13 protein-coding genes are annotated in these 15,297 nt (G+C 39.6%); 5 read left to right on the forward strand and 8 right to left on the reverse strand.

Annotated features, from left to right (window positions below; genetic code table 11):
• Window positions 1-166: 166 nt before the first annotated feature.
• Genes astD through GWK51_RS11570 form a run of 3 tightly spaced genes read right to left on the reverse strand, consistent with a single transcriptional unit; the run spans window position 167 to window position 3,897 of the window.
• Window positions 167-1,633 carry a succinylglutamate-semialdehyde dehydrogenase gene (gene astD, locus GWK51_RS11560; RefSeq protein ID WP_161933816.1) on the reverse strand — a complete coding sequence of 489 codons (1,467 nt, stop codon included), beginning with the start codon at window positions 1,631-1,633 and terminating at the stop codon, window positions 167-169.
• On the reverse strand, window positions 1,630-2,667 hold the full coding sequence (gene astA / locus GWK51_RS11565; RefSeq protein WP_161933817.1) for an arginine N-succinyltransferase: 1,038 nt from the start codon (window positions 2,665-2,667) through the stop codon (window positions 1,630-1,632). The genes astD and astA overlap by 4 nt, the downstream gene beginning before the upstream one ends.
• Complete coding sequence (locus GWK51_RS11570; protein ID WP_161933818.1) at window positions 2,668-3,897, reverse strand: aspartate aminotransferase family protein; 1,230 nt, start codon at window positions 3,895-3,897, stop codon at window positions 2,668-2,670.
• Window positions 3,898-4,354: 457 nt separating this feature from the next.
• Between GWK51_RS11570 and GWK51_RS11575 the strand changes: the two genes are divergently transcribed.
• Window positions 4,355-4,777 (forward strand): Lrp/AsnC family transcriptional regulator, encoded by a 423-nt coding sequence (locus GWK51_RS11575; RefSeq protein ID WP_100240787.1) that lies wholly within the window; start codon window positions 4,355-4,357, stop codon window positions 4,775-4,777.
• Window positions 4,778-4,950: 173 nt separating this feature from the next.
• Here the strand turns inward: GWK51_RS11575 and GWK51_RS11580 are convergent, their stop codons facing one another.
• Both GWK51_RS11580 and ctlX read right to left on the reverse strand, forming a co-directional pair.
• A complete protein-coding gene (locus GWK51_RS11580) occupies window positions 4,951-6,369 on the reverse strand; it encodes an amino acid permease (RefSeq protein WP_100240788.1) in 1,419 nt (472 codons plus the stop codon).
• A gap of 98 nt (window positions 6,370-6,467) precedes the next feature.
• Window positions 6,468-7,391, reverse strand: a complete 924-nt coding sequence (ctlX, locus tag GWK51_RS11585) for a citrulline utilization hydrolase CtlX (protein WP_161933819.1) — start codon at window positions 7,389-7,391, stop codon at window positions 6,468-6,470.
• A gap of 366 nt (window positions 7,392-7,757) precedes the next feature.
• Between ctlX and GWK51_RS11590 the strand changes: the two genes are divergently transcribed.
• Both GWK51_RS11590 and GWK51_RS11595 read left to right on the forward strand, forming a co-directional pair.
• Complete coding sequence (locus GWK51_RS11590; protein WP_216071762.1) at window positions 7,758-8,156, forward strand: rhodanese-like domain-containing protein; 399 nt, start codon at window positions 7,758-7,760, stop codon at window positions 8,154-8,156.
• A gap of 277 nt (window positions 8,157-8,433) precedes the next feature.
• Window positions 8,434-9,657, forward strand: coding sequence for an MFS transporter (locus GWK51_RS11595; RefSeq protein WP_161933820.1), 1,224 nt, complete (start codon window positions 8,434-8,436; stop codon window positions 9,655-9,657).
• A 108-nt stretch (window positions 9,658-9,765) separates the two neighbouring features.
• Here the strand turns inward: GWK51_RS11595 and GWK51_RS11600 are convergent, their stop codons facing one another.
• The gene (locus GWK51_RS11600; RefSeq protein WP_161933821.1) at window positions 9,766-11,955 is read right to left on the reverse strand and encodes a TonB-dependent receptor; all 2,190 of its coding nucleotides are present in this window, start codon (window positions 11,953-11,955) and stop codon (window positions 9,766-9,768) included.
• Between the two features lie 355 nt (window positions 11,956-12,310).
• Between GWK51_RS11600 and GWK51_RS11605 the strand changes: the two genes are divergently transcribed.
• Window positions 12,311-12,772, forward strand: coding sequence for a hypothetical protein (locus GWK51_RS11605; protein WP_161933822.1), 462 nt, complete (start codon window positions 12,311-12,313; stop codon window positions 12,770-12,772).
• A gap of 167 nt (window positions 12,773-12,939) precedes the next feature.
• Here the strand turns inward: GWK51_RS11605 and GWK51_RS11610 are convergent, their stop codons facing one another.
• Both GWK51_RS11610 and GWK51_RS11615 read right to left on the reverse strand, forming a co-directional pair.
• Complete coding sequence (locus tag GWK51_RS11610) at window positions 12,940-13,581, reverse strand: LysE family translocator (protein ID WP_161933823.1); 642 nt, start codon at window positions 13,579-13,581, stop codon at window positions 12,940-12,942.
• Window positions 13,578-14,222, reverse strand: coding sequence for an alanyl-tRNA editing protein (locus GWK51_RS11615; RefSeq protein WP_161933824.1), 645 nt, complete (start codon window positions 14,220-14,222; stop codon window positions 13,578-13,580). The genes GWK51_RS11610 and GWK51_RS11615 overlap by 4 nt, the downstream gene beginning before the upstream one ends.
• Window positions 14,223-14,311: 89 nt before the next feature.
• On the opposite strand from GWK51_RS11615, the gene GWK51_RS11620 reads away from it, so the two are divergent.
• Window positions 14,312-15,247, forward strand: a complete 936-nt coding sequence (locus GWK51_RS11620) for a LysR family transcriptional regulator (RefSeq protein WP_161933825.1) — start codon at window positions 14,312-14,314, stop codon at window positions 15,245-15,247.
• The last annotated feature ends 50 nt before the right edge of the window (window positions 15,248-15,297 follow it).

Below are 15,297 nucleotides of genomic sequence, written 5' to 3' on the forward strand. Positions count from 1 at the left end.
TAAGAACACTTGTTTAGCTTAAAATAAACGTTTAGCTAAAAAATATGCAGAAAAAGGTTGCAATTATCCATTAGTCTAGTGTGTTTTATTTTAATAATTGATGGCTTTAAAATAATCGCCATCAATCCAATTCTGAAGATATTTGAGCATTCAAATGCTCAAATATTTATAAACAAATACCAGGTGAAAGTTTCTCAGGCAAAACCACCTTGTCACTTTCCAGTGAAGCCATTGGCCAAGCACAATAATCAGCTGCATAAAATGCACTTGCACGATGATTGCCTGAAGCCCCTACACCACCAAATGGTGCAGCACTCGATGCACCTGTCAAAGGCTTGTTCCAGTTCACGATTCCTGCACGCGCCTCAATTAACAGACGTTCAAACAGATCCCGATCTGGTGAAACCAAACCAACCGATAAACCAAAACGGGTATTGTTTGCGATGTTTAATGCTGCATCGAAGTCTTTATAACGGCAGATAGTCGTTAATGGTCCGAAATATTCTTCATCAGGAACATCAACATTAGTGACATCCAGAATGCCAGCAGTCAGCAATGAACTTTCCTTCTGTGGACGTGTCATTGCTAACAGTGTTTTTGCACCCAAAGAAACAAGATTAGCTTGTGCCATAAGAATCTGATCTGCTGCATGAGATGAAATCACCCCACCCATAAACGGTTGAGGTTCAGCATTCCAAGTACCAATCACCAGCTTGCTCGCTGCTTCAACGAAACGTTGAACAAAGGCATCGCCATTGGCACCTTCTTTTACCAAAATGCGTCGTGCACAGGTACAACGTTGTCCTGCTGAAACAAAGGCAGATTGAATCGCTAAATGCACTACGGCATCAAGGTCAGTCACTTCATCAATAATGAGTGCGTTATTACCACCCATTTCTAAAGCGAGAATTTTCTCTGGACTACCCGCCATTTGTTTATGCAAGTGATAGCCTGTATTGGCACTGCCTGTGAAAAGCAACCCATCAATTTGAGCTGAAGCCGCCAGTGCTTCACCTGTTTGACGTCCACCTTGTACCAGATTCAACACACCCTCAGGTAAACCCGCTTGTTGCCATAGTTTTACCGTTTCTTCTGCGGTCCACGGCGTGAGTTCACTTGGCTTAAATACAATGGTATTTCCAGCAATTAAGGCAGGAACGATATGTCCATTCGGTAAATGACCTGGAAAATTATACGGACCAAAGATTGCCAAAACGCCATGTGGACGATGGCGCAAAGATGCCACACCATCTGCCATCACGGTTTCGCTAGCACCCGTTCTTTGATGATAAGCACGCACAGAAATTGCCACTTTGGCAATCATGGACTGTACTTCCGTGAGTGTTTCCCAAAGTGGTTTGCTGGTTTCTTGGCTAATGACTTCTGCCAGATGCTTTTTATTTTGCTCAAGCAATGCTGCAAAACGTTCAATTGTCTCGATGCGCTGTTCGATTGGACGCTTCGCCCATGCAGGAAAAGCTCCACGCGCTGCTAGCGTGGCTTTTTCTACATCGGCTGAATTGGCTTCATGTGCCGTCCAAAGTGCTTGGTTGCTGACTGGATCGGTTTTGATCCAGTCTGTACCATCCCCATCACACCATTGCCCGTTGATGAATTGCTTACCCTGAATCATGCTTTGTGCTCTTTTGGATTGAGAGACAAAACACGGACAACATCACCTTGCGCCACTTTAAGTTGTGCAGCCTGTGCTTGAGTCAACTGAATGGTTTTTTGCTTTGGATCATGCTGAACCAAAATTCCGCGGAACTCTTGGTAATGATCGTTTGAAATGAGATAAGGTTCTGCTTCATTCAAAGTTGCTGTTTCAACAATCGCAACTTGAAGAACCAAGCTTTCTTTAATTGAACGTAAGTTTTCAACATCTGCTTCTAAGGTTGCACCACCATCAAAAATGTCGACATAACCTTGGAAACGTAAACCTTCACCCAACAATAATTTATAGGCTGGTAAGGTATTTGGATGCACTTTACCAATCACTTCTTTTGCTGCCGCAGGCAACATATCGACGTAAATCGGATAACGTGGCATCAATTCAGCAATAAATGACTTCTGCCCTGTACCACTCAGATAATCTGCCTTTCTAAATTCCATGTCGAAGAATTTATGTCCGACAGCATCCCAGAATGGTGAATTGCCAACATCATCTGAATAACCACGCATTTCTGCGACGATGCGCTTTTCAAAAAGATGTCTAAATGCCGCAATAAACAAGAAACGGATTTTTGACAGGAATTTTCCGTTCATATCTTTACGATAATCTGGGTCAAGGAACAAGGTACACAATTCACTGCACGTGGTATGGTCATTACTCAAAAACAAAGTTTGATGCGCTTTATACACATTTAAATTTTTTGAAGAATGAACCTGAGTACCCACATGGAAGTTGTACCAAGGCTCACTTAAGCCCAGTGCAACTTCAATACCGCAAAGTCCCACCACCTTGTTAATACTGGTATCTTCCAGAACAAAGAAATAACCTTGATCTGCTTTGCTTAGTTTACCGCGCACGGTATCGCAAGCACGTTTCAATTTTGCCGCCAAAATTTCCAAGTTTGGCTGTAATGATGTCAGTCCATAGCCTGCTTTTTCAGCAAGTTGGTAAATATCATTGATATCGTCTTCGCGGATATAACGGATAATCATCATTTATGCACACTCCTTCAATTCTTGAGCAAATTTTTCTAGGGCTTGTTCAAAACGGCGTAGCCCTTCATCGATATCTTCAAATGGAATAATCAGTGACGGTGTGAAACGAACGACGTTTGGACCTGCAACCAGTGCTAGTAAGCCTTCTTCACCAGCCAAGTTCACAATGGTTTTGGCTTGACCTGCGTGTTCAGCTTTAAGCACACAGCCAATCAGTAAGCCTTGACCACGGATTTGCTCAAATACATTAAATTTGGCATTGATTTTGTTGAGACCACTGACAAAATGATCAAAACGTTGCTTAACGCCTTCTAGAACTTCTGCTGTATTGATGAATTCAAACACCGCATTTGCTACCGCACACGCCAATGGGTTGCCGCCATATGTTGTCCCATGATCACCTACCGCATACATGTTTGCGTATTTGTCTGTGGTAATCATTGCACCAATCGGGAAACCACCGCCCAATGCTTTAGCCGTGGTTAAAATGTCAGGAGTAACCCCTGTATTCATGTAGGCATACAATGAACCTGTACGACCCACGCCCGTTTGTACTTCATCAAAAATAAGCACTGCGCCATGTTCATCACAGAGTTGGCGTAAGCCTTTTAAAAACTCTAAGTCAGCGGGTAATACACCACCTTCACCTTGAATCGGCTCAACAATCACCGCACAGGTATTTTCATTGATGACTGCTTTTGCCTGCTCTAAGTCATTAAACGCCGTATGCTGAATACCTTCTGGTAATGGTGCGAAATCTTGAGAGTACTTTGGCTGACCACCTGCAGTTACGGTGAACAAGGTACGACCGTGAAAGGCATTTTTAAACGCAACAATTTGGTTTTTCTGCGGATTTCCACTGAGTAAACCAACCTTACGTGCAAGTTTTAATGCCGCTTCATTGGCTTCTGCACCTGAGTTACAAAAGAAGACTTTGTCTGCAAATGTATTTTCAACTAACTGTTTTGCTAAACGTAGAACGGGTTCATTGGTATAACCATTGCCAATGTGCCAAAGTTGAGTTGCCTGTTCAGTCATCGCTTGCACAGCCACTGGGTGTGCGTGACCAAGTGCATTTACGGCAATACCACCTGCGAAATCGATATATTGTTTGTCATTTTGATCCCAAACTTGAGAGCCTTGACCACGAACCAAGATGAAATTTGCTGGTGCAAAAACTGGAACCATCCAATCATTAAAATTTGCACGATTCACGGTGACGTTATTCATTTTGCTTCCTCTTCAATATGTCCAAATTTGTTTATCTTTAACGCGTTGTCAAAATCGCCAAAGAAAAGTCCTAATATCTTTGTGCAATGCACCTAAATTCTGTGAAGCTGGATTGTTATAGAAAACTAGAATTTGTTTCGGATCCTGTAAGACCGAATAAAATCCAAGATAGGGCAAAATGATGTTTAATCATCGTTTGTACATGATGGTTATAAGCTGAGGTCATCGATTTTTCCCTTAACAATTTGAGCTTCCATGGCGTTAGGAATCTTCGTAGAAAGATGATCATCAACTTCATCTTGAATGAATCCCATGCGGATTTAAGTTTTGAAATAAACTGAGTCTTCCGCAGGCCTAGCGCATTTCTATATTATTCAAAATCAAAATGAGTAAAAAAATTTGTACTTTTTTTTAAAATGAATTATTTTTTTCCAAATTGACAATTGCAGGATGCAAAATGAGTGAAATTGATCAAATCATTCTAGGTTTGCTTAAAGAAAATGCTCGAATGTCTGTCACGGATTTGGCAGAAAAAGCTGGAGTATCTCGACCAACCATTAAAAGTCGAATTGATTATATGGAGTCGGCGGGAATTATCACGGGATATACCGTACGCTATCGTCCAGATGTTGATCGAAATATTATCCGTGCATGGATGAGTATTATGGTGGAAGGCACAAAAGCCCGTTCTGTGATTAGTGAATTACGCCTAGATTCCGCAGTTGAGCGGTTGCATAAAACCAATGGAAAATGGGATATTTTGGTCGAGATTCAAGCAGATTCACTGGAAAACTTTGATAAGGTTTTAGAGAGAATTCGTTGTATTTCAGGAATATATAACAGCGAAACCAGTATTTTGCTGTCAACGTTTAAGACTTAGTTATAGCTTTTTTGTGAGCAATTTTTATAAGCTAATGATAAGCATATAATTTTCTAAATATTTTCTAGGTAGGTTATATTCATACTTCCTACCTAGAATTTGCATTAAAGGTTAAAAGCGTTCTAAGTTAATTTTCGAATACTCCCATTTATTCTTACATTAAATTTAAAAACTTATGACCATTTTTTTGAAATATAGTCATTCATTTTATCTTTATAGAAATAGGCAATCGCTAACCAAGCAAACCAAAATGGAGCGAGATACAGTCCGACACGCGTATCTTGTTTAAGACAAATAGCAATTAAGACAAAACCAAAGAAAATCAGACACATCCAAGAAAGCACCTTGCCTGCAGGCATTTTGTATATTGAACTTAAATGTAAGTCTGGACGTTTCTTGCGATATGCTAAGTACGCCAAAATAATTAACGACCAAATAAAAATGAGCAAGATTGCTGACAGTGTCGATAATAAGGTAAATAAAGTCATAACATTAGGAATAAAAATTAAAAGTACAGCTCCTGAAAACATACAAAATCCAGAAATAATCAATCCTCTTAATGGAATATTGGCTTTGGATAATACTTTAAAAGTTTGAGGTGCTTGTTTCTTCCAAGCTAAGCCAAATAACATTCGGCTCGTGGAGAAAACACCACTATTCGCGGATGAAAATGCAGAAGTTAATACCACAAAATTGATGACTGCTGCAGCTGCGGGCAATCCTGAAAGTGTAAAGAGTTCGACAAATGGACTTTTATCAGGCGCAATATAATGCCAAGAGGTCACGGAAATAATACAAACCAGTGACAGCACGTAAAACAGCATAATGCGGATCGGAATCGAATTGATGGCTCGAGGTAAATTCCGTTCAGGATTTTTAGTTTCTGCTGCGGTTACACCGACCAGCTCAATGCCGATAAACGAAAAAATAGCAATTTGAAAACCCGCAATAAAACCCAGTGCTCCATTTGGAAAAATAGTTCCAGATTCAATCACATGGTGAAAGGATGCTTGTACGCCATTTGGAGATTTAAAGCCAGTAAAAATCATCCAGAAGCCAACCATAATTAATAGGACAATGGCACAAACCTTAATGATTGCAAACCAGAATTCGGCTTCGCCAAATGCTTTAACGGACAATGCATTGAGCAGAATCAACAAGGTTAAAGCTGAAAATGCGGGGACCCATAAAGGAATGTCTGGAAACCAAAATTGAAAATATCCGCCTATCACTACGACATCGCCAATACAGGCAACAACCCAACTGAGCCAATATGTCCATCCAATAAAAAAACCTGTCCAATTCCCTAAATATTCACCTGTGAAATCTGCAAATGAACGATAGTTTGTATTGGAAAGTAGTAACTCTCCCAAGGCTCTCATGACGATAAACATAAAAAAGCCGACTATCGTATAGGTGAGAATGATGGATGAGCCTGATAAATGAATGGTCTTACCCGATCCCATAAATAAGCCTGTTCCAATCGCTCCACCAATTGCAATTAATTGAATGTGACGGTTTTCGAGTTTCTTCTGTAAATGAACTTCTTGTTCTGTAGATACTACAGTCATATCTGATGATTTGATTTCCATTTCATCCCCTTACCAATAATAAATGCGATTAAGTACTCAATGATTTACTTCCTAAAATCACTGTATTGAATGCTGCCATCTTAATAATTTGTGTTTGGTTAATCGGCTGTCTGATGTGTTAGGAAAATTTCAGCCAGCATGCAGCGTGCTCCACCTCCGCCTAAATCTTCAATGACATCGATAGGTGCTAAAGCAATATGTGCATAATTGGATAATTGATGTTGCTGTTCTGGTGTAAAGGCTTGCCATGCGCGTTGAGACATTGCGTACACAGGTTGATTGTTCTTGTTCTTTAACTCTAAGATATTACAGGTGAAATTTTCCATTTGGCTATAACTAACATCAATGATCATTTTGCCGCAGCGTTCCAAATGGCTAATTAAATCGTGGCGTTCTTCATTATTTTTCACAGATTCAAGGCAAACAACAGCAAAGCGTTTGCCTACACTCATCATGACATTTGTGTGATAAATGGCATTGCCAGTACGGTCAACCGCATCAAACCAAAACAGATCATAGCCTGCCAATTTTGCGAATTCCTCCCCCACCAATGTTGCACTACGTGATGAGCGACAAACAAAAGCTTGACGATATTCGTGTTCTAAAATTAAGACACCTGTACCTTCAAAATACATTCCCTGATTTTCGTATGGAGATAAGTCTATGTGTTTATTACAGATAAATTGCTGATGTAACGCCTTCAATATTTCAGGGCGTCGTTCACGACGACGATTTAAAGCTTCCATTGGAAAAGTAAATATCGTGGCATCTGTAGAGGTGCTGATCCAGTTATTAGGAAAAATAGAATCAGGTGTTTCATGAATTTCAGCATCCTGAATTACTAAAACATTAACACCTGCACGTAGCAGCACATCGTGATATTCATCAAATGCATGTTGAGCTTGTTGAGTTACCAAAGCATCTTTTTCACATTTTTTTTGAAAAGAATTAGTTTGTAACGTTTGCGGATTACCATAAAAAGTCGCAGGTCTTACCATCAAAACGGTATCTGTCGTTTGCATAGAAAATACTCAATAAAATTATAAGGAAAAGTTCATTGTTTCTTAAAAGATCTTCATTAAGGTGCATCTTTTTATGCTTAAACTATTGAACTTTTCACTATTATTGAGAATCAAAATGGGTAAATAAATTTATAAGATGAACTCCATTTTTCTATTTTTTTCCAAATTGAAAAGTTTTTTTTCAATTTGATCAGATATTGTCATGCATTTGAGACGTTACTTAAGCTATTGCTTCTGATCTTCGTGAATAAGCTATTGTTAAACTTATTCGGCTTGGTACTAAAAACATATAGGTAATTTAGAATCTTCAATGAACAAATAGTGATAGAATTTTTTGGAAAAAATATAAGTGAAAAGTAGGAAGCCATGATGACACAATTAGAGTTTTATCAAGCCAAACTGAATTATGAAATGGACTCTTGGGATTTATTCGAAGCAATAAATCAGGGGCAGAATATAGTGGTAGTCGATGGTCGAAGTACAACGGCATACGCGCATGAGCACATACCCAATGCCATTAATATTCCACACCGTGGAATTACCGCTGAATCCTTAGCACATTTAGATCAGTCCGTATTGTATGTTACTTATTGTGATGGAATTGGTTGTAATGCTTCGACTAAGACTGCTCTTAAAATGGCGACTTTGGGCTTTCAAGTCAAAGAGCTTATCGGCGGTTTGGATTGGTGGAAACGAGATGGCTACCAAACAGCGGGTGAAAATGCGCAAGCAGGCACCAGCTTAGATTGTGGCTGTGCAGGTTAAATTTAAAATAAAAGAAGCTTGATTTGTATTCATTCAGATCAAGCTGATTTCACCCAATATAAAAATAAACAAAGAGTTATTCCACAGATAGCATTAACAAATTATTGCGTATTTTCTTAGCTGCATTTTTGATATTCTTTATGATAAAAATCAACTTTTAATTCATCTTAAGCATCATAAACTGAATAAGAACATTAAAACTTTTGGCAACATCAATAAAATAGAAGTCAGGAAAGACTGAATCGACAAACTAAAAAGCTTACTAGGGATGGTGGCAATGGATTTCAAAACTCAACGCAATACACCTACTTTCTTCTCATTACATGCAATTGCAATTATTACCTTTGCTCAACTTTTTGGTACATCATTATGGTTTAGTGCCAATAGTGCTGCGCTAGATTTAATCCGAGAATGGCACATTACGGTCGCAGATATCGGCTGGCTGACCAATGCAGTGCAAGCGGGTTTTATCATAGGTACCTTTTTTATTGCATTTACAGGTTTTGCCGATCGCTTCAAGGCGAGTTCCATTTTTACTGTTGCAGCATTATTAGGCGCATTTTTTAACCTGTGTTTTGCTTGGTTTGCACACGGTTTAGTCGATGGCATGATTTATCGCTTTTGTGTGGGAGTTTGTCTGGCAGGTATCTACCCCATTGGAATGAAATTAGTGGTGCAATGGGCACCTAAAAGAGCTGGGCAGGTTTTAGCACTTTTGGTTGCCATGCTGACCTTGGGTTCCGCCCTGCCTCATGCCTTAAATGGCTTATCTGCCAATTTAAACTGGCATTATGTAATCACCTTATCCTCAATTTTAGCATTAATAGCCGCATCACTTATTTTCATGTTAGGTGACAGTCAAAATGCAAAATCAGCAATAAAAAAGGTGAACAAATCCTCAGCATTTCAGGTATTTAAAATTCCAAAATTTAGAGCTTCTGCATTGGGATATTTTGGGCACATGTGGGAGTTGTATGCCTTCTGGACAGTACTTCCTCTGCTCATTGCTCATTCTGGGGTATTAAACATACTGCGTTTTTCTAACCTCGCCTTAACCACCTTTTTTGTTATGGCTTTTGGGGCTTTAGGCTGTCTGTTAGGTGGTTATTGGTCAAAAAAATATGGCAGTGACAAAGTCGCGATTGGGGCTTTATTTACATCAGGTCTAAGCTGTCTGATCTTTGCGATTGGTTGGCGTTCTTTGCCTGAGTGGTTGATATTGCTCGTGCTAATTATTTGGAGCGCATCTGTGATTGCCGATTCGCCACAATTTTCTGCACTGTCCTCTGCTGCTTGTCCGCCCGAGAATTTAGGTGCAGGGCTTGCTTTGCAAAATTCGATTGGCTTTGCCATTACCATCATCTCTATTGCTTTGACCACTCATGCGTTTGATCGCATTGGTTTAGATTCAACTTGGATCCTACTGATTGGACCTGTACTCGGAATCTTTGGTTTTTATAAAACCCTCATCAGCAGTGAATTAAAACAAACTATTAGATAGTTACTATATTTTAGTAAGTATATTCACCTTGCAACTAACTATTCTATTGATGCCGATTTAATTCAGGTAAAAGTATCCATCATGATGATGGATACTTTTTCAAATAAATTAGTATTTTATGGTGTAACTCAAAGCGAAAGTTCGTCCTTCTGCTGGAATTGCTAAGAGTGAATTGGCATTAGTCACAGCAGCTTGTTGTGCAAAGACAGTTTTATATTGCTTACCCCAAACATTATAAACTCCAAAGTCCACACGTCCTTTTGCTAGTGGGAAGTGTGCCAATACATCCATTATTGTATACCCTTTAATTTCTGCTGCACTATTGCCATCGCTCAGTCCAGCAGCTTCAAGCTCTAGGTCATCTTTATAGGCTTTATTGGTTCCTTGAATAGCCAACATTTGCGCACGTAGACCATAACCCGCAGCATTGCTCCATTCCGCAAATAATGTTCCTTTCATCGGTGAGATTGTGAAAGCATTTAACTCATGCCATTGGTCGGCTGCATCTTTGTATTGACCACGGGTATAACCCAAAGTTCCGCCTACTTTATAGTTCTCCATAAATGGATAACTCACAGTGGCTTCTGCGCCATAAATACGTTGATCGGTATCGACTATATTCACAGATCGGTCTGAGTTAAATTGAACGACTTTATCTGAGGTATTGTAGAAGCCTGTTAAACCCAAATTTAAACCAGAATCTTGGTTGAATCGCCAACCCAGTTCATAACTGTTTACGGTAATTGGTTCTATGCCAGACGTGGTCAGTGTATACGCTGCCACATCTCTTAATACACGCTGTACATCTGGGTAGCTATAACCCTGAGAGAAGTTGGCATAGATTTGTTGTGCATCCGTCAATTTAAACACTGTGCCTAAGTTAAACAGAAACTTATCCGAGTCAGTCGAATCGGCTGCCATTAAGGTATAAGGCTTACGTGCTGTTAAGTAACTGTCTGTATCTGCCTGTACATACTGGTAGCGTACTCCTGCCTGTACATTGAGCCGATCTGTTAAGGCATAATCCCCTTGCACAAATGTTCCAATGTTTTGAATTTCAGTATCGGGACCTAAGCCTTGAGTTTCCCCCGTTGCGGTATACACCAAACCATTGTTGCTTGGCGTATAAAACTCAGCCCATTGATGGTCTTTTTCCCAATCATAATCCAGACCATACGTCAGTTTTAAATCGCGTTCGGCAACTTTTAGGTCCGACTGTAGGGTTGTTCGAATTCCAGCAAAGTCCACATCTGACTGACTTTGTTTAACATTTACACCGTCCGCAGAATAACCATAAGGAACGAAACGGGATTTTTCATTTCGATAATAGGCTTCAACATTTAAAACCTGCCCTAAGAAACTCTGATTTTGATACTGGGTATTGAAGGCATAACGCTCTGTGAATGGCTGTTTGTCTAAGCTCCAGCCTTTTACTGCTTTTAAGGAAGGTTCTGCGTTTGTCTGTAGATAAGAGTAATCTGGACCATATTCTGTATCTTGTTCATCTTTATAATATTGCGCACCAAAACTTAAACTTTGGCTATCAGTCAAATTAAAATTCAGGCGTCCATTTACATCTATGGTATCCGTATCCATGGTACTGCCTTGCCATGGGCTTAGTGCAATACGATCTCCATTACCATCAAACTGCGAACCGCGACTGGTATAGTCCACACCTAAAAAACCATCGACTGAATCATTGGAAAATGAAGCACTTTGTCCAACTTGATAAGCTAAGCTGTCACCCCGAAAATTATCTGCCGATGTCACCCCTAATTTTGTTTCGAAACTGACAGGTTCCGATTTGTCTGCACGTTTGGTAATAATATTGATAATACCGCCTGTTGCCCCAGAACCATAAATACTGGTCGCGCCCGAAACCACTTCAATATGATCAATCATATTCGGGCTAATACTATTCAATTGACGTGCGACATCTCGAGATCCAGTTTGAGAAACCCCATCAATCATCACCAGTACATTACGTCCACGCATGGTTTGCCCGTAATTACTGCTGGTTCCACTACTCGGTGCTAAAGATGGCACCAGTTGAGCAAGAATATCTGCGACTTTTTTCCCTGGTGCTGCTTGTTGAGCAATTTCGGCTGCCGAAATGGTTTGTACTGTTCCTGCAATTTCAGCAATACTTTTCGGTGTACGTGTCGCAGTCATCACAATAGTAGGAAGCTTCGCTTCGGCATTTTGTGTTTCAGTCCCTATTGCAACGGAATCGTCTGCATAAAGTTGGCTGCAAATTGCTGTTGTAAGTAGGCAAAGACTAAAGTGTGACAAGCGCATTTTTATTTCCAAGTAGTAAATATTAATATTGGTGCAAATAGTAATCATTATTATTATCAATGTAAAACGGTTATTAACTTTTTATCATTCAGTCACGTTTCTTAACGCCTATGGCACTATGTAAGCTAGATACAGTCGCTGCGAACTCTATAAGATATCTTTATTTTCTGAGATTCTTTTCAGTTTATTCCTTACCAACTAAAACATAGTTACTTTCTTTTATTAATTTTTTATGGATATAAACCACATTCTTTTAACAGGATCTGCTCATGTTAGAATGCAAAGCATCGACTTGATAATAATTGAGGGAAACTCATGCCGTATAACTTTGCTGACTATTTGGATTAAACAGATTATGGGTATTGCTATCTTCTGTCTGATTCTCGGTTTTATTATTGGTTATTTATTTGGTGATTCACGTAAAGAGACAAATGCCCCAAATACTAAAGCCAGACCCAATACACGAAATGTCTATCTGAGTTATAACGAAAGACAACGCGCCAAACTTCAACATTACAGCGATGCAGATCGTATTCGAGAGCTTAATTTACTCTCTTCAAATGAAAGCAAATTCATGCGTTTATTACAGCATCAGTTTCAACATGAATTGTTGATTATTAAAGATCGTCGATTTTATATTGCAGATCAAGACCGCTACCCGATAGCAATCTTTGAATATCGGGATGGTTCCAAAGAACTTAAAGTCCAAGACGTGGAAGATGGTATTCCCGTTTTTATTTATAAGGCGATTCTTTCCAGTGATGCCATTGCTGAAGACAATTTATTCATAAAGAACAATAACTCTGCGAGAAAGTAAAACTATCTCATAAGTCCTTTTTAAATATTCCCTTAAAGCCCTCTCATCCTTGCCTTCTCTAAAAATGAGAAGGCATTTAGATGTTGAAAGTATGGACTACTCATCAGTTGCGTATAGCCATTCACCATCCAACGCGACAGATCTGACAACCAGCTTAATCGTTAGTTTTAATGAAAAACAACACTCCAAATTAAACGCAATGCAATTCCAGCCAATAACACCCCCAGCATTTTTTCAAGTACAGCGTTGTATTTGAGAAAACTTGATCGAATGTTGGGTCGTGTGAAGATCAAACTGACACCTACAAACCATAGCGCATTCACCAAACACATCCATCCTCCATAAAAGATCTGAATACCTAGAGGTGTTGTCACACCCACAATACTGGTAAAAATTGCGAGAAAGAAAATGGTTGCTTTCGGATTCAAAGCATTGGTTAGAAAGCCCGTCATAAATGCTTTCTGGGTGGTCATCGCAGCTAAGTTGGATGCTTGATCCATGCTCAACTGAATAGGTTTGGATGCCCCTTGAATACAATTCCAGCCTAAATAGAGTAAATATGAGGCACCTATCATTTGGAAAATGCTCATAAAACTCTGATTCTGAGACAGAATCAGTCCTACCCCAATGAGGGTATAAAACACATGGACTGAAATACCACAGCCTATGCCCAGTGCTGTTATACATCCAATACGATGACCATAGAGCGTGCTTTGTCGAACCGTCACAATAAAGTCAGGTCCAGGAATAATCACCGCGAGAAAATGGATAAGTGCTAATGTTAAAAATTCATGGCTATAAACACTCATCCCGCATGGCCTACAGCTAATCCATAACGTATAGTGAGTTTTCCTTTCTTCATTTCAATTTTCAGGATCTCAATTTCACCTATTTCTGCAAGTGATTGAACATGTGTGCCGCCACATGGATAGGCATTAAAATGACCAAAAGCAATTTCACGAAAGCCCGCATTATTGATCGTGATTTTGGCAGGAAGATCAGCATCAATCGCCTGTTTAAGAAGGTGTTTTAGATGCAGAGAATCTATTTCTTCATTGTTTTCAGTTGCTATAAATTGTACTTTGGCATCATCTGGCCAATGCTGTGCTTTAGTGGGCTGCCAACCATGAGTCTCTACAATATGTCCGATTAAATGCCCTGCACTATGTAACCGGCTATGCAAATGTTGCTGCTGTTGATTTACTTTTGCAAATGCTAGACCTAGCGGAATAGCTTGTTTGCACTCATGAATAATGTTGCCATTTTCAAATGCAACATGAATGACGTCGCTCTCTGCAATTGTCCCGACATCACTCGGCTGTCCTCCACCCTGCGGATGAAAGGGCGTTTGATTTAAGACGACTTTTAAATTTTCATTCGCAAGTTGTTCACATGATAAAACTTCAACTTCATGTTCGGTAATACCATATAAATAAAGATTTTTTTCCATCAATCACGATCCATTTCAGCTTATGTAAAAATTGTATAACGTTGTTCTAATCGTGATAATCTATTAAAAAATCAAATAACTTTTGCCTTATGAGCACAAATCAAAATCTAAACTTACTGAATGAAATGGTGACATTTGTGAAAGTGGTAGAAACCAATAGTTTCTCTGAAACGGCACGGCAGATGGGGACTACTCCTTCTGCAATAAGCCGAGCCATTTCAAGGCTCGAAAAAGCTTTGGGTACGCGATTAATTCAACGCACCACACGAAAACTACGTTTGAGTGAGAGTGGACAAGCCGTCTATGAACGTTGCCTCGACATGGTGAATGCTGCACAAGCCGTGATGGAGAGTTCAGAGAAATTTCATGCAGAACCACAAGGACAAATTCGCATGAGTGTGCCTAAAGCTGTTGGGCATTACTTAATTCACCCACATTTACCTGAGTTTTTAAGACTGTATCCCCAAATAGACATTCAACTACTTTTAGAGGATCGCTATGTAGATTTAATTGAGGATGAAGTTGACCTTGCAATTCGTATTACGGAAAAGCCGAATAATGGCTTAATGGGGCGAAAACTGATTGAAATTGATCATGTGATCTGTGCGTCTCCCGAATATTTAGCAGAGCACGGAACACCACAGCATCCACACGATTTAAAGGAGCATTCTTGCATTTATTTAGGCGAACAAGCCATTGATTCAAAATGGAAATTTCAACAAGGCAGTAAAAATATTTCAGTGCATGTTAAAGGTCGCTATGCAGCCAATCATACTGGAGTGCGGCTAGATGCTGCCTTACAACACATTGGTATTGCCAGTTTGCCGTACTTTGTTGCCAATCAGGCGTTGCAAAATAAGCAATTGATTCAAGTCCTGCCCGACTGGTATTTCAAAACCTATTATAGTGGTGGTGCATGGCTCCTTTACCCAGCCACGAAGCATTTACCGCCTAAACTGAAAGTTTTAATCCAGTTTCTCGCTCAGAAACTTGAACAAGCGCCAACATTGTTAAGACCAAATTGATAAAAGATGAGTTGATAATCTGTCTAAAGCTTTATAAGATGGATCAATAA

The sequence above is a fragment of the Acinetobacter kanungonis genome (genome assembly GCF_009939195.1).
Taxonomy (GTDB): Bacteria; Pseudomonadota; Gammaproteobacteria; order Pseudomonadales; family Moraxellaceae; genus Acinetobacter; species Acinetobacter kanungonis.

Excerpts from the sequence above, each read along its gene's own strand:
- GWK51_RS11600 (WP_161933821.1), bottom strand. The coding sequence starts at position 11,955 with ATGCGCTTGTCACACTTTAGTCTTTGCCTACTTACAACAGCAATTTGC.
- astD (WP_161933816.1), bottom strand. The coding sequence starts at position 1,633 with ATGATTCAGGGTAAGCAATTCATCAACGGGCAATGGTGTGATGGGGAT.
- GWK51_RS11620 (WP_161933825.1), top strand. The coding sequence starts at position 14,312 with ATGAGCACAAATCAAAATCTAAACTTACTGAATGAAATGGTGACATTT.
- astA (WP_161933817.1), bottom strand. The coding sequence starts at position 2,667 with ATGATGATTATCCGTTATATCCGCGAAGACGATATCAATGATATTTAC.
- GWK51_RS11580 (WP_100240788.1), bottom strand. The coding sequence starts at position 6,369 with ATGGAAATCAAATCATCAGATATGACTGTAGTATCTACAGAACAAGAA.
- ctlX (WP_161933819.1), bottom strand. The coding sequence starts at position 7,391 with ATGCAAACGACAGATACCGTTTTGATGGTAAGACCTGCGACTTTTTAT.
- GWK51_RS11590 (WP_216071762.1), top strand. The coding sequence starts at position 7,758 with ATGATGACACAATTAGAGTTTTATCAAGCCAAACTGAATTATGAAATG.
- GWK51_RS11605 (WP_161933822.1), top strand. The coding sequence starts at position 12,311 with ATGGGTATTGCTATCTTCTGTCTGATTCTCGGTTTTATTATTGGTTAT.
- GWK51_RS11610 (WP_161933823.1), bottom strand. The coding sequence starts at position 13,581 with ATGAGTGTTTATAGCCATGAATTTTTAACATTAGCACTTATCCATTTT.
- GWK51_RS11595 (WP_161933820.1), top strand. The coding sequence starts at position 8,434 with ATGGATTTCAAAACTCAACGCAATACACCTACTTTCTTCTCATTACAT.
- GWK51_RS11570 (WP_161933818.1), bottom strand. The coding sequence starts at position 3,897 with ATGAATAACGTCACCGTGAATCGTGCAAATTTTAATGATTGGATGGTT.
- GWK51_RS11615 (WP_161933824.1), bottom strand. The coding sequence starts at position 14,222 with ATGGAAAAAAATCTTTATTTATATGGTATTACCGAACATGAAGTTGAA.
- GWK51_RS11575 (WP_100240787.1), top strand. The coding sequence starts at position 4,355 with ATGAGTGAAATTGATCAAATCATTCTAGGTTTGCTTAAAGAAAATGCT.